11 protein-coding genes and 1 pseudogene are annotated in these 13,059 nt (G+C 63.2%); 7 read left to right on the forward strand and 5 right to left on the reverse strand.

Features of this window, described 5'->3' with window-relative positions:
* Positions 1–50 precede the first annotated feature (50 nt).
* A complete protein-coding gene (locus BY998_RS16840; RefSeq protein ID WP_110352761.1) occupies positions 51–1,769 on the reverse strand; it encodes an NAD(P)H-dependent oxidoreductase subunit E in 1,719 nt (572 codons plus the stop codon).
* Positions 1,770–1,829: 60 nt separating this feature from the next.
* A complete protein-coding gene (locus BY998_RS16845) occupies positions 1,830–2,141 on the reverse strand; it encodes a hypothetical protein (protein WP_110352762.1) in 312 nt (103 codons plus the stop codon).
* A 573-nt stretch (positions 2,142–2,714) separates the two neighbouring features.
* Here BY998_RS16845 and BY998_RS16855 point away from each other — a divergent pair.
* The 3 genes from BY998_RS16855 (at position 2,715) to BY998_RS16865 (ending at position 5,155) form a co-directional block, all read left to right on the forward strand.
* Positions 2,715–3,152, forward strand: a complete 438-nt coding sequence (locus BY998_RS16855; protein WP_110352763.1) for a hypothetical protein — start codon at positions 2,715–2,717, stop codon at positions 3,150–3,152.
* Positions 3,153–3,194: 42 nt separating this feature from the next.
* Positions 3,195–4,445 (forward strand): nucleotide disphospho-sugar-binding domain-containing protein, encoded by a 1,251-nt coding sequence (locus BY998_RS16860; RefSeq protein ID WP_110352764.1) that lies wholly within the window; start codon positions 3,195–3,197, stop codon positions 4,443–4,445.
* 428 nt (positions 4,446–4,873) lie between these two features.
* Positions 4,874–5,155: a hypothetical protein gene (locus BY998_RS16865; RefSeq protein WP_110352765.1), complete on the forward strand. Its 282-nt coding sequence runs from the start codon at positions 4,874–4,876 to the stop codon at positions 5,153–5,155.
* Here BY998_RS16865 and BY998_RS16870 read toward each other — a convergent pair.
* Both BY998_RS16870 and BY998_RS24445 read right to left on the reverse strand, forming a co-directional pair.
* On the reverse strand, positions 5,136–5,402 hold the full coding sequence (locus BY998_RS16870; protein WP_110352766.1) for a hypothetical protein: 267 nt from the start codon (positions 5,400–5,402) through the stop codon (positions 5,136–5,138). The two genes, BY998_RS16865 and BY998_RS16870, sit on opposite strands and share 20 nt — an antisense overlap.
* 95 nt (positions 5,403–5,497) lie before the next feature.
* The gene (locus BY998_RS24445; RefSeq protein WP_181425544.1) at positions 5,498–5,659 is read right to left on the reverse strand and encodes a hypothetical protein; all 162 of its coding nucleotides are present in this window, start codon (positions 5,657–5,659) and stop codon (positions 5,498–5,500) included.
* A 200-nt stretch (positions 5,660–5,859) separates the two neighbouring features.
* Between BY998_RS24445 and BY998_RS16875 the strand changes: the two are divergent.
* From BY998_RS16875 to BY998_RS16885, 4 genes and pseudogenes are all read left to right on the forward strand, one after another.
* Positions 5,860–6,154: pseudogene (locus tag BY998_RS16875) on the forward strand (Y-family DNA polymerase); the annotation flags it as partial.
* Between the two features lie 382 nt (positions 6,155–6,536).
* The gene (locus BY998_RS16880) at positions 6,537–7,742 is read left to right on the forward strand and encodes a site-specific integrase (RefSeq protein ID WP_110352767.1); all 1,206 of its coding nucleotides are present in this window, start codon (positions 6,537–6,539) and stop codon (positions 7,740–7,742) included.
* A 1,013-nt stretch (positions 7,743–8,755) separates the two neighbouring features.
* Positions 8,756–9,097, forward strand: coding sequence for a hypothetical protein (locus tag BY998_RS24000; RefSeq protein ID WP_146221792.1), 342 nt, complete (start codon positions 8,756–8,758; stop codon positions 9,095–9,097).
* A gap of 332 nt (positions 9,098–9,429) precedes the next feature.
* Positions 9,430–11,862 carry a DUF5906 domain-containing protein gene (locus BY998_RS16885; protein WP_146221793.1) on the forward strand — a complete coding sequence of 811 codons (2,433 nt, stop codon included), beginning with the start codon at positions 9,430–9,432 and terminating at the stop codon, positions 11,860–11,862.
* 323 nt (positions 11,863–12,185) lie between these two features.
* Here BY998_RS16885 and BY998_RS16890 read toward each other — a convergent pair whose 3' ends face one another.
* Entirely contained in the window at positions 12,186–12,896 is a 711-nt protein-coding gene (locus BY998_RS16890; RefSeq protein ID WP_245421623.1) for a LysR substrate-binding domain-containing protein, read from the reverse strand.
* Positions 12,897–13,059: the final 163 nt, after the last annotated feature.

Here is a 13,059-nt window from a genome sequence, read left to right on the forward strand (position 1 = left end):
GTCCGCTCCAGGCTCAGGCATCAGGTGAGGAGACATCGTCGGGCTGGGCGTCATTCCGCCGCCACGGCCCGCGGCTCCGGGAAGAGATCGGGGAAGTACTTGATCACGGTGCTGACGGGGTTCGAGGCCGCTTGGCCGAGCCCGCAGATCGAGGCGTCGCGCATGCATTGCGCCAGCTCGCCGAGGAGATCGGTGTCCCAGACGCCGTTCTCCATCAGCATGCGGGCTTTCTGCGTGCCCGAGCGGCAGGGCGTGCACTGCCCGCAGGACTCGTCCTCGAAGAACTTCATCAGGTTCAACGCCGCACCGCGCACGTCGTCCCGGTCGGAGAGGACCACGACCGCCGCCGAGCCGATGAAGCAGCCGTATTTTTCCAGCGTGCCGAAATCGAGCGGAATGTCGTTCATCGAGGCCGGCAGGATGCCCCCCGACGCCCCGCCCGGCAGGTAGGCCGCGAAGCTGTGGCCTTCAGAGATGCCGCCGCAATACTCGTCGATGAGTTCCTGGATGGTGAGGCCGGCAGGCGCGAGCTTGACGCCCGGCTCCTTGACCCGGCCTGAGACCGAGTAGGAGCGCAGGCCCACCCGGCCATTGCGGCCGTGGCTCTTCCACCATTCGGCGCCGCGCTCGATCAGGTCGCGCACCCAGAACAGCGTTTCGACGTTGTTGATCAGCGTCGGGCGGTTGAACAGGCCGACCTGGAACGGGAAGGGCGGCTTGTGCCGCGGCAGGCCGCGCTTGCCCTCCAGCGACTCGATCAGCGAGGATTCCTCGCCGCAGATATAGGCGCCCGCGCCCCGGCGCAGGTGGATGCGGGTGCCGCCCTCGGGGAGCCTCGCGATCTCGCGGGCCAGGATCTCGCGGGAGATCGGGTACTCGTCGCGCAGGTAGATGTAGACATCGGCCGCCTCGACGACGTGGGCGCCGATCAGCATGCCTTCCAGAAAGCGATGCGGGTCGGTGTTGAGGTAGAGCTGGTCCTTGAAGGTGCCGGGCTCGCCCTCGTCGCCGTTGACCGCCATCAGACGGGGGCCCGGCTCACCGCGCACGGAGCGCCACTTGCGGCCCGTGGGGAAGCCTGCGCCACCGAGACCGCGCAGGCCGCCGTCGTCGAGCACCTTCAGCACGTCGTCCACGGCGAGCGCGCCGCTGCGCAGACGGTCCAGCAACGCGTAGCCGCCGCCCGCCCGGTAGGCGTCGTAATCGACATAGTCGGGGATGTGGGCGTGAGTGTCCTCGCTCTCGACCGCAGCGCGGACGGCAGCCGCATCGGCCCGGTGCAGGAAGTTGTGCCCGACCTCGACCGCAGGCGCGTGATCGCACAGGCCGACACAGGGCGCGCGCACGACGCGGACCGCGTCGGAAGCCAGTTCGCGCTGCAGCGTCTCCAGCAGCTCGTCGGCGCCGAACATCGCGCAGGTGATGCTGTCGCAGACCCGGACCGTCAGGCGCGGGATGTCCGCATCGCCCTCCTTCACCACGTCGAAATGCGCGTAGAAGGTTGCGGTCTCGAACACCTCGGCAAAGGCGAGCCCCATCTCGTCGGCGAGCGCGGCCAGGTGGTCGGCGCCGATCTGGCCGTAGGTGTCCTGGATCAGGTGCAGATGCTCGATCAGCAGGTCGCGCTGGCGCGAGCGAGCGCCGAGCAGTTCCTCGATCTCGACCTTCGCCTGCGGATCGACCTGGCGCCCCTTGGGCACGGCGCGGCTGACGTTGCGCCCCCGACCCGGGTGGGCGAAGCGCCGGACCGTCCCCGTTTCCTCACTCATGACGCAACCTGTCTTCCAAAAGGGGGCAGATGGGCGAAGGGATTGGCGCAGCGCGAACAGCTACTGGCCGCCGAAGGCACGCAGGGGCTGCCCGGCCTCGGAGCGATGGCGCATCGTCACCGCCCCCGACGCATCGTCCAGCGACGCGACCCGAGGGCCGACGACGGCCCGCAGCTCCGCCTCGAAGGCATCGAGCGCCGCGTTCAGCCGCTCCAGGCATTCAGGCGGCGAGGACCGGTCGGCCTCGGACTCCAACGCCCGCGAAAGGACGCCGCGGACCCGATCGATCAGGTCCTCCGTCAGCGGTGGCTTGGCCTCCGCGGCGTAGGCATCGGCGACGGCGGCCGCCCAACGAGTCACGTCCATGTCCATGCCCACGCGATCGCTCTTTGAATGAAACCGTACGCGCCGCACACTCTCTAATTGTTGTCGTGCAGCGCCTCGGATCAGGCGATATATTGCAGCTTTTAGCCCTCTTTATGATGATATCAATCTGCACACAGGACATACCCCGCCAGCGCGGCGCGACGCCCTGCGCAGATACGGTCAACAATCCGCGCGTCGTGCGGCTCCTCGCTAATGCTGGCTTGCCCGGCATCGAGCGGGACTCGGTCGGGTGGTGCACGGCCGCGGTCGGCGCCGCGCCGACCGCCGTGCTTGGGACGACTGGCCGCTCTACCTGACCACAAACGGGCATGGTTCGCCTGCGTCGCGGCCAGCAGCCTCGCACTCGCGCTTCTGTCGGCCGGGCCGGTCCTCGTCGCCGAGGCTGTCCCCACCCGGCATCACGATGGTGCCGCTGCCCTACGGCGATTGGACTGTCGGGCTAGCACGGCTTACCACCGAGATCCTGACGCCCGTCATCATCGCCGCGCTCGACCTCGCGGCCCGCAAGCCGCCTCGTACGCCAGCATGCGGTTCATGACGCCGCGGATACACCGCCTGATGCAACGCGCGGCCGAGTGTGCCCTGAATGTCGTCGCGGGCGCGGTCGCTGGCTGGGCGCTACCGGTGGATGTGAGCAACACCGTCTTGAAGGTCGCCCTCCATCGCGCGATCGGCTTCTCCCCGCGCTGGCTCATCGACGCGGCCGGCGGCGAGCGGGGTATCACCGATCGGCTGTTCCGCGCCTTTCGCCTCGACGCGAGCGTGACGGAGGCCAGCATCCTGACGCGGCTTTGCGGGATCTCGGCTTTGCTTCGCCAGGCCACCCCAGCTCCGACCATCAGGACCGCCGCGCGGACGCAGACACCGAGCGCGATCCGGCTGCGCCGCGGCATACTAAATCGGCTTGGCAGCGGGGTGCGCTTTCGTCGCGTTAGCCACCTTTCCAAATCATTAAAACTGTATCTCAATCCGAGCTGTTCTCTGCTTATTATCTGAGAGGTAAACCCATTACTTCAGCAATTATTTCAATATTTCGTGATGAACATCTGTTTGGTGGCGCTGGGTACTTACGGGGATGTTTTGCCCTTTGTGGCAATAGGGCACCAGCTGTCGCAGCGGGGGCACGATGTGTCGCTGTATGCACCCGAACCATTCCGGCAATCGGCCGTACGCGCCGGCCTCGACTTCGATGCGATGTGCACGGAGGCCGAGTATGACGAAGCATTGAGCGCTCCCGACCTCTGGCATCCCCGGCGCGGCCTCGTCCCTTTATTCGAGATGATGGTCTCGCTGGCAGGAAGAACCATGCGGTGGCTGGAGAAGAGAGCTCGCGGACGTCCTGACCTCATCATCGCCTCACCGAATGCGTTCGGCGTACGATTGGCCCAGGACAACGGCGGACTGCCAGTCATCACCGTCCACGTCACTCCGTTCTTGATTGAAAGCCGCTACGCAGCCCCCAGGCTCCCGGGATTGCCGTTGCAGGCCCTCATGCCATCGCGCCTGCGGCATTGGTTCGGGCGCGGCGCCGACCGCGTCCTCATCGATCCCGTCAGCCTTCCGCCGCTCAACGCCCTGCGCACCGCCCTGGGTCTGCCGCCGGTCAAGCGCCTCCGATACTGGTGGAACAGCCCCTTGCGGGCGCTCCTGATGAGCCCACCCTGGTACGTGCCGCCTCAAATGGATTGGCCGACACAGGTGATGCAGGTGGGCTTCCCCATGGCCGATCGCCTTGGCGATGCTGGCGACCTTGCACCTTCGCTCGAAGCGTTTCTCGACGCCGGGTCACCGCCGCTGATCTTCACCTACGGATCGGGGATGCGCCAAGGCGCACGCTTCTTCGAGGTTGCCGTGGAGATCTGCCGGCGAATGGGCCGAAGGGGTATCTTGCTCGCTCGCGAAGCCGACCAGGTGCCGGCCTCGCTTCCTGCAGACGTGCTGCACGTCCGCTACGCACCGCTCAGCCTGCTCCTGCCGCGCAGCGCGGCCCTGATCCACCATGGCGGCATCGGAACCGTCGCGCAGGCATTGGCCGCGGGGGTGCCTCAGATGGTGGTGCCTGTCGCCTTCAATCACTTCGACGACGCGCAGCGCCTATCTCGCCTGAGGCTCGGCGCCGTGCTTCGACCCCAAGCCTTCCGCCCAAGGCGCGCCTGCCGTGAAATCGAGAAGATGCTCGCCTCTCCAGCTATGATCGAAGCGCGCACGGCCGCTCATACTCGCATGGAAGCGGACGATGGTGTTGCGTCAGCCTGCGACGAAATCGAGCGCGTCGGCGCATTGCTGTGACGGTTCGCAGAGGCTGCAGAAACAGAGCTTTATTCCCGGAACTTCGGCACACCGCTCCACGCACAGTGCCCGCACCACCTCCTCCGGCGCCTCGCGCGCAAAGGTCGTCAGCGGCCCGATGGTGATCTCGGACCGCCCCTACGGGCGCTCGGCGGGCGCTGTCACACCGGGCTGATGCACGTACTCGACCCGATGTCGCGCCGGGGTCAACACGGCGATCTACTGCTGTCGGATCATCGTGCTTCGCAGCCACGGACGGTGCTCGGCGAGCCTGCGCGGCTCGTCGCGAAGGCATCTTCCATTTTGCTTAGTTGACGACAAAATCCTGCCGTGCTCCCATCCGCTGCGTATCGAATTAATCCCGTACTGCAAAGCAGGCGGCTGGTGCTGATGCGGCCAGACTTCGATGTGCGCAGGGAGGATTATCGATGTCGGTTTTCCAGATCCGTCAGGGCGGAACGGGCGCAATACTCTGGACGGGCGAGGCTACGAACGAGACCCAGGCCATGGATGCCATGGCCCACGATGCCGGCTATCACGACCACTCCGATCTGCCGGACAACATGCGCCGAGGGCTGCGGGTCGAAGCGCTGTCGTTCAGCACCGATCAAGGACGGGCATCTGCTGGCCGGACGCTCGGCGGCCGATCCGGCCAGTTCGTGATGGGAACCGCGATCAACGATCGCAACCTTAGCCGAGCAACGGGCTAGCACCAGAAGGCATGATGCATGACGGCTCGGCCTGCTGGGTGGCCGCCACCGGCATCTGTCGCCTGAACCCGCGGGAGGCGGTCCGCTCGGCCGCCGCCAGCTTCTGCCGGCATTCGATCGCGTCCACGAGGGCATCTGAAACGGCCTGCCGAAGGGCGACCAGAGCGTTGCCTCGTGAACTCTCAAGATACTGCTCGACGAGTGTTTCCACCTCGTCCGCCCGCGCTGCAGCCACCGCGCACGCCATGCCCAAACTCTCGCTCAGGGAAAGCGCGGCATCTGACGCAGCAGTGTGGCTCTGATGAGGCCTCGCCCGGCTCAGCCGCGCGAGGCTTTTTCATTTCAAGCTCCGACCGCCGCGAGCATCCACTTCCGCACCTTGTCCATGCGGTCGTCATCGCTGGCGCCGGCGGCCGATGCCTCTTGCCGGACGATCTCGTAAATCTCCCGCACGATCGCGCCATCCAGGTCGAAGCCTCGGGCGAACCGGAACAGGCCGCGCATATCGGCGCGCCATGAGCCGGTCGTTCTGATCCTCGACGCGCTAGAGGCCGGGATGCTCGTCAGAGGCGATCACTCGCCCTGCTACGTCGTCATCGACCACGACTCTGCAGGCGCCGTTTCCGCCCTCCTGCTCAAGGCTGTAAGTCTGCGCCGCGCCCCCTTAGGCCGCCTGCAGCAACTCGGCGAAATCGTCCGGCACCTCGCCGTACTGGCAGAGGATCGTTGCGCTCGCTCGGGACATCCGCGCCCTCGTGCAGGCCTGGACCGGCATCCTGACCTGCGTCGGCATCAGCCAGGCCAAGACGCTCGCCAAGTTCGTCAACCACATCGCCAAAACCGTGCCCGAACTCGACGGAGCGTGCGATCTGAGCGAGCCCGCCGCATCGACCCGCGTCCGGTGCGTGAGGCGCTGACGGTGGTGGACGAGCGCATGATCCACGAGCTGCGCGGCGTCTCATGCCGGGTGCTGAACTCGTGCCGGCGCGGCGCAAGGGCGGCCGGGTGAATACCTCGACCGCGGCGTTCACCTCGTCGTCGGTGACGGCCTTGGCCTTGAAAAGTTCGCCGACGGTGGGATTGCGATCGGGCACGCCGCACCGCGAAAAACAGGGTTCTGGGGGAATATTAGGGGGAAACGGCTGAGCGTTTTGACCCGGATGCGACCTAAGTCGTCCTAATCATTGGTGGGCGGTGACGGGCTCGAACCGCCGACCCTCTCCGTGTAAAGCGCAGGGTATAGTTTTGGGAAACCCCTTGATCGCCCATTAATTGCCGGTGGAACAATTATTTAGCGGCACGACCCTCTCCCACCGGTTGTCATTGGCAGCCAAAAAGTATCAAGAGCGTGCTTCCCATCCGCTTCCCAGCCGAGGCAAGCATGCGGCTTTCCCGTGCCACCGTCGCCAACCTCGAAATCCTCCCGGGGAAATCCGAGCGCATCGTTTTCGATGACGCACTTCCCGGTTTTGGCTTGCGCTTGAGGTCCGGCGGAAAGCGCACTTGGATCGTGCAATACCGGGTCGGGACGAAGCACCGTCGCATCACTGTCGGGAGTGCGTCTGCTGTAGACCCTGAGGATGCTCGGAAGCGCGCACGGGAAATTCTCGCCAAGGTTCAGCTTGGCAACGACCCACAGGCCGAAAAGACTGAGGCGCGCACCAGGGCCGCCATAACCATGGCCGTCGTTGCCGGGCAGTATCTAGTTCAAGCCAAAAAGCGGCTTCGGCCAAGCTCATATGCTGAGGCAGAGCGGTACCTTGTCCGGTACGGAAACCCGATCGCAGGTTTCCCCATGCACGGCCTCGCGCGCCGCGACGTAGCGGTGTGGTTGAACGACATCGCAGCGGAACACGGGCCGCACGCCGCCAATCGAGGCCGGACGTGCCTATCCGCCATGTTCACCTGGGCCATGCGGCAGGGGTACGTGGATGCAAACCCCGTCGTCGCCACCGGAAAAGCTATTGAGGAAACCAGCCGCACGCGTGTCCTCTCGCAACTCGAAATCTGTGAGGTTTGGAATGCGACACGTGATGACGATTATGGGCGCATTGTCCGCTTGCTCTTATTGACGGGGCAACGTCGCAACGAGGTCGGCGATATGCGCTGGTCAGAGATTGATCGGGCAGCGAAAACTTGGCGTCTGCCAGCCAACAGAACCAAAAATGGGTTGCCGCATGACGTGCCGCTATCGTCTGCGGCGCTCGCAGTCATCGAAGCCGTACCTGTCCGGGAAGGGCGAGATTTCTTGTTCGGCGAGAAAGCCGGCGCGTTTCAGGGTTGGTCCAAATCGAAAACCAGTCTGGATAACCGCATTACGGAAGCACGTGTTTGGTTTTGGGGGGAGCAGGCCGCATCACTCGAACCGTGGAGAATTCACGATATCCGCCGAACGGTGGTGACGCATATGAATGAACACCTCGGGGTTTTACCACACGTTGTCGAGGCGGTGGTGAACCACATAACTGGCCCTTCAAAGATGGGCGTTGCCGGTACGTATAACCGTGCGGTTTACGCCGCAGAAAAGCGCCAAGCGTTGGACCGGTGGGCAGAGTATGTTTTCGAGCGAATGAAAACCCGAGGCTGAGAAAACCGAAAACTCGTAAACCAGAAACCCTGGCAGTTGTATCAAGCTTTATGTCGTTTTATATATCGCTATTAGGCAGATTGACTTCTCTTGTATGCTTGTGTTTGCATGGCGGAACGCCGAATGCCCGGTGCGACGGCGCCTATCGCAATGATTGGAAGGGCCTGCCATGGCAGAACACTATTTGTCCGGTCTACCCGCCGACCTCGCATCTCAGCTAGCACTTAATCGAATAATCGGAACAAGTGAGGCAGCATCGTTCTGCAATTTTTCGGTTGGACACTGGAGAAGACTCTACAAGGAAAACAAAGCACCGCCACCCGTCCGACTTGGTTCCCGCAAACTTGGCTGGCGACTTGGTACATTGATTGAATACAATGCACAGCGCGTGGGTGAGCCATGAGCGAGCATCATCAGCCCCGACCGACGCCTACCTTCCCCGAGCCAGTCGGGAGCGCATCTCCCATAGCCTCCCCGGCGCACCTGGGCCGCCGCAGGCGCGCCCATGATCCTGTGGACGCCGCAATGGGCGTGGGGCACCCCGACATGCCCGCGGAGCACGTTTCCGCGGCCTCGCACGGATCGCCGCCAAAGGCGTGCGGACGGCGAACAGAAAGGTCATCGGTGGCGTATCGGTCGTAGTTACGAAGGCCATCCCTGAGGGCGTGGTCGCCATGATGCTGTCGGACCGGATTGAGGCTGTGCGGACCGCGACGGGGGCCGTCGTCGCCACCGTGGCGCTGGATGGGACTCCAGCCGGCAGTGCGGCTTCCGCTGTCACCGGCGAAGGCGATGCCACCAAGGCCCTTTCACCCCCGTGAGGCCGTAAGCGACGGCAGAAACAACGGCCGCCGATCCCCGAGGTTTTGCGGTGCTAATCGCCCTCGGTCGATAAAACCCAAACCGGCCTCTAGCCAAGGCGGTATCACCGCCCACCCATCAGGGTTTTTCCGCGTGACGATCCATTCCGCGCGATGGCTCCCCCTGAGCCCATCGAACGGAAGATCTTGAGCATGTCGAAACTCGAAGAAATTGATCGGTGGCGCAAGATCAGGGCTTTTTCGCATGGCCCCTCACCACGCGAACCAAGCGATGCTGACTTACTCGGTAAAGCTCTAAACCCGCATGCAGATGTGGTCGGGCACCTCGTTGTGCGAAGGGACGATGGTTCAATTGTAGCTTTCAAGCCGGGCGCTTCTCGTTTCTGTGTTCGAGAAATAAACGACAGAGTGCAGAAGTTACTCAAGCATTACGAGCCAACAACGCAAAAAGACGAAGAAGCGCTGCGTAGTGCTTTGCGCCGGTTTGGCGTTGACCGGGTGCTCCCCGAAAGAAAGCGGGAGCGGACCCCGTAGGATCGCGCTCCCGTTCCCAAGGCTGGATCGCAGACAAGCACCCAACAAGCGGAGTTAGAATAGTGGGTTCTCCCGTTAAGTCAACGCCGAGTTTCGGCGAAGCAACGTCTCGTTTTCGTGACGCTGGTATTCCTGCCCTAGCTTTACTCCCTATCGCGCCTATCGACGCCAAGATTTCTGGCAAAGGGGCGCTTGAAGCTGACGTGCTTGGCAAGGCCCCGGGGCGGTTTAATCCCCGGACTGGCGCTTGGAGTGGCCTTGCAGGGGGATACGTGCGTAACGGCGTACCGGAGCCTGAACGGCAAGGTATGCAGTCCTGGCCGACCCCGAACGTGGGTATCCTCGGCCGGTGGGCGCCCGGTATCGACAGCGACGCCGAGAACGAGGAGGCGCACCGCCTTGTCGAGGACGTGGTTATCCAGGTTTTCGGCAGGGCAGCCGGCATCGCCGAGCGCATTCGAGGGGATAGCCCCCGCCGGCTCTATGCCTTCCGGTGCCGTGACCCAAAAAGCCCGGATGCATGGGTTCGAACTCGGCACCTAGCCTACCGCCTCGCGGGTGAGGACGACCTGGACCCCATCCACAAAATCGATGTGATCGGAATTGGCAATCAATACGTCATCGCTGGCACCCACCCGAGCGGCGCCCCCTATAAGTGGGCGAGCGGCTATGACCTCGCCGACATGGTGGCGGCCGATGAACTTGAACGGGTGGACGACGCGGCTATTGCCAGATTCCTGGAGGCTTTCGAGGAGGAACTTACGGCCCGCGGCGGCGTCATCATCAATCGGCGCGGCGGTGCGGCTCCGGGCGAGGAACGCGACCACTCGGCTGAGGACCCAATTTTTCCCGTCCGGGATATCTTTGATGGGCTGGACCGCATCCCGAACAGCGAGGCCAATTTCCCGAGCCGCGACGACTTCGTTTCGATCCTCGCCAAAATCCGGGCTGCGCTTGGAAGCGAGGCTGAGGGAAACCGCGAGCACGTAGAGGCGTGGGCTACCGAAAACCCCGAATGGTGCCCACCCGAGTATTTCGACAAAGCCTGGGAGAGTTTGAGCCGCGGCGTGCGGGTGGGGCGGTATGCCCTCGATGAGGTGTTTCGCCGGCACGGCGTGTTCACCAGCGCGCGGGCTGACTTTCCCGACGACGCCCACGAAGTCTCGAAACTGATACGCGCTGATATCGAGGCACGAAAAACCGCCGAGGCTGCGGCGATAGACCTTTTTGCGTCTACCTACGTGGTAAGCGACGTAAACTATTGCCGGAATGAAGGCACGTTGCAGCTACGGCGCAGAGAGAAACCTGACAGCGCTTTCAAAGGTGTAGACTGGTGGAGGTATTGGGACAGCGACCCTAATACCGCAGTGCTTGATGCGATCCACGCAACAGGGAAATACCCCGCTACCGAAAAAGGGTTTTATGCCTTTCTTCGTGATGTGCGGAAACGGCATCCTACCTGTTTTTTCAGCGGCGAAACTCTCGATCCTCGTTATGACCGAGGGGTGGTGGTGGTTGAGGAGAGGCCGCAAGGCAAGCCGAGCCACCGCCTCAACATGCGGTTCCAGTCACCCGTCATCCTGGCCGCCCGGCAAAGCCCACGGTGCCAGAAACAGGCAGCGAGCGACCTCGAAACCCTATTGGAGTTCATCGGTCGGGTTTTCGGCCCCGATACTAACTACGAACTCGATACGCTCGCCTACATGGTGCAAAGCGGCAAGCGGCCGGGCCACCTCCTTTTCCTGGTGGGTGAGCCCGGCGTCGGGAAGTCCACCTATAACCACATGCTGACGGCCATGTTCGACGGTATCGGGCAGGGTATGGGCGGCCAAATCGATGGGACTAAGCTCGTGAATGAGGGCGCGCGCCGGTTCGCGCTCGCCCGGGTCGAGGGATGCCGCATCCTCAGCATCAAAGAGCTACCAAAAGGCTCTACAGCGCACACGATGGCGCAGATTACGTCCACCCTTAAGCAGATGGTGGACCCTGGCGCAGACGGTGACTATTTCCAGATTGAGCGCAAAGGGAAGGATATCGAAACCGTCCGCAACTTCATGCGGGTGGTTATCACCTCGAATTATGAAACCTCGCTCCGAGTAGAGGAGAACGACCGACGTATCTTTTACGTCCGGTGCGGTATAACAATCGCGAACAAGCCTGATCTCGCATACTATGACCGCTTGAATGAGGTTGTTTCAAAACCTGAGCGGCTAGCGACGCTGTGGCGCTACCTGAAAACCCGGGATGTGCGCGACTACAAGCCGGCCAAGGCGCCGCCGGTTTCAGACGGAAAACTGGAAGCACAGGTTACCGCCATGGCGAACCCATGGGAGCGGTACGCCGCGGCGGCAATTTGGCTGCTTCGGGTTTCCGGTCGTGAGATGTTCGACGTGCGCGAGTTGAGCGACCTCATGGGGGCGCTGGGCGACAACGAATACCGAAACACCGGCGGTGCCGTGAACGACCGATCGGATTTTGATTTCCGAGCCGCCAAAGGGCCGGCACAGGCAGCGTTGCGGTATCTCTCCGGGCAGGCCGACAAGGTGGGCGGCGGCAAGGACGGTCGAGGCTACAAGATCGAAGGCGGCACCAAGCGGCTGCCCGTCATCTATGCGCTCAAAGGCACCAAGGTCGCTCACAGGCTGGCGTCAGCCGGACGTGACGACGTGCTGGATGCGCTGGATCGGGACAGGGACCGCAACCGCCTGCGCGAGGACCACCCTATGCAGCGGTTTGCCGGCCCGGTCCGGTTGCCTGAGTCTTGATGGGGCGGCCGGTGCTGAGCATGTGAGTGGTTGGGGCTGTTCATTGGCCCCAACCACCTAGGAAACGGCGCCCGTCGGTGCATGAGGCTGGGGAGCCCTCGCCCCACCTCTCGCCGGTCAAAATCCGATGCATTAAACGCCCACGCGAGGACCGCTGAGGGTGGAATGCAGCCATTCGCTGATCGAAAGACGTGTGTCCGGAAAGCGGGCCGAAGCTGGCGCTTCGGTCGCTCAAGTAGCCGCTCATAACTGAAGGGGTGTCCCCGAAAAGCGACACTACCTGGCCGGGGCGCGATACAGGCTTCTCAGGGTTACTCAGCAGCTTATGTGTCGGAAGATTTCGGCGGGACCAATGCCCCCAAGCTCATTGCGCTGAGGTGGTCCCAGAGCGTGTCAGCCGCACGGTTGCGGCACTCAAGCGAGCGAAACAGCCGGATCTCGATTGGCACATCAAATTCCGGCGGACCCGCTCTGACAAGCTGGCCTCGGGATTCGTCGTCACCAGCCAGACTGTGCGGCAGCCAAGCGACGCCGTGCCCGTTCCGCGCCATCGTCATCAGCGTTGCCGCAAGGTGTGAGGTGAGCGTCGTCTCAGTATGGGTGATTTCTCGCTCCTGGTCGGCTGCAAGGATACGACCGAGACCCGAGGCCTGACTGTAGGCGAGATACGGAACCGGTGCGGCTGCTGACCCTGGCAGTGACCAGATCGGCTGTCCGTCAGCACTGGGCGCGCAAAGCGGAACGAGTACATCTTCACCGACCGAGACGCTCGGGAAGCGGTCAGCCTCGAAACGGGCCGGCGCAGACGGATGGAAGTGGCAGAGCAGGAAATGCACTTCACCGGACATCATGATGGCCTCACAGGCGTCCATGCTGTCGGAGATCAGATTGAGGGTGCCGAGGGCTTGGTGTTGCATCAAGCCACGGATCCAGTTCGGGAAAAATGTAAACGACAGCGCGTGCGTTGCTGCAACGGAGAGCGCCACCGTATTGCGATCACCGATCGCACGGACTTCGCGACGGGTACGCTCCAAGCCACGCGCCAGCTCATCCGCGGCGGGCTGAAAATGGGCGCCGGCCGGCGTTAGGGTTGCACCTTGGGTGAGAATCGGCGTGGAAGAAGGACCCGGTTGACGGGTTGATCGGCGTCCAATCGGGACCCACCCCCGGCTTCTCCTCCATGCTCCCGGCCAGTCA

Origin of the sequence: Methylobacterium sp. B4 (assembly GCF_003201865.1) — a bacterium.
Classification (GTDB): domain Bacteria; phylum Pseudomonadota; class Alphaproteobacteria; order Rhizobiales; family Beijerinckiaceae; genus Methylobacterium.

Coding starts and splice junctions, on each gene's coding strand:
- BY998_RS16840 (WP_110352761.1), bottom strand. CDS start 1,769: ATGAGTGAGGAAACGGGGACGGTCCGGCGCTTCGCCCACCCGGGTCGG.
- BY998_RS16845 (WP_110352762.1), bottom strand. CDS start 2,141: ATGGACATGGACGTGACTCGTTGGGCGGCCGCCGTCGCCGATGCCTAC.
- BY998_RS16855 (WP_110352763.1), top strand. CDS start 2,715: ATGCAACGCGCGGCCGAGTGTGCCCTGAATGTCGTCGCGGGCGCGGTC.
- BY998_RS16860 (WP_110352764.1), top strand. CDS start 3,195: ATGAACATCTGTTTGGTGGCGCTGGGTACTTACGGGGATGTTTTGCCC.
- BY998_RS16865 (WP_110352765.1), top strand. CDS start 4,874: ATGTCGGTTTTCCAGATCCGTCAGGGCGGAACGGGCGCAATACTCTGG.
- BY998_RS16870 (WP_110352766.1), bottom strand. CDS start 5,402: ATGGCGTGCGCGGTGGCTGCAGCGCGGGCGGACGAGGTGGAAACACTC.
- BY998_RS24445 (WP_181425544.1), bottom strand. CDS start 5,659: ATGCGCGGCCTGTTCCGGTTCGCCCGAGGCTTCGACCTGGATGGCGCG.
- BY998_RS16880 (WP_110352767.1), top strand. CDS start 6,537: ATGCGGCTTTCCCGTGCCACCGTCGCCAACCTCGAAATCCTCCCGGGG.
- BY998_RS24000 (WP_146221792.1), top strand. CDS start 8,756: ATGTCGAAACTCGAAGAAATTGATCGGTGGCGCAAGATCAGGGCTTTT.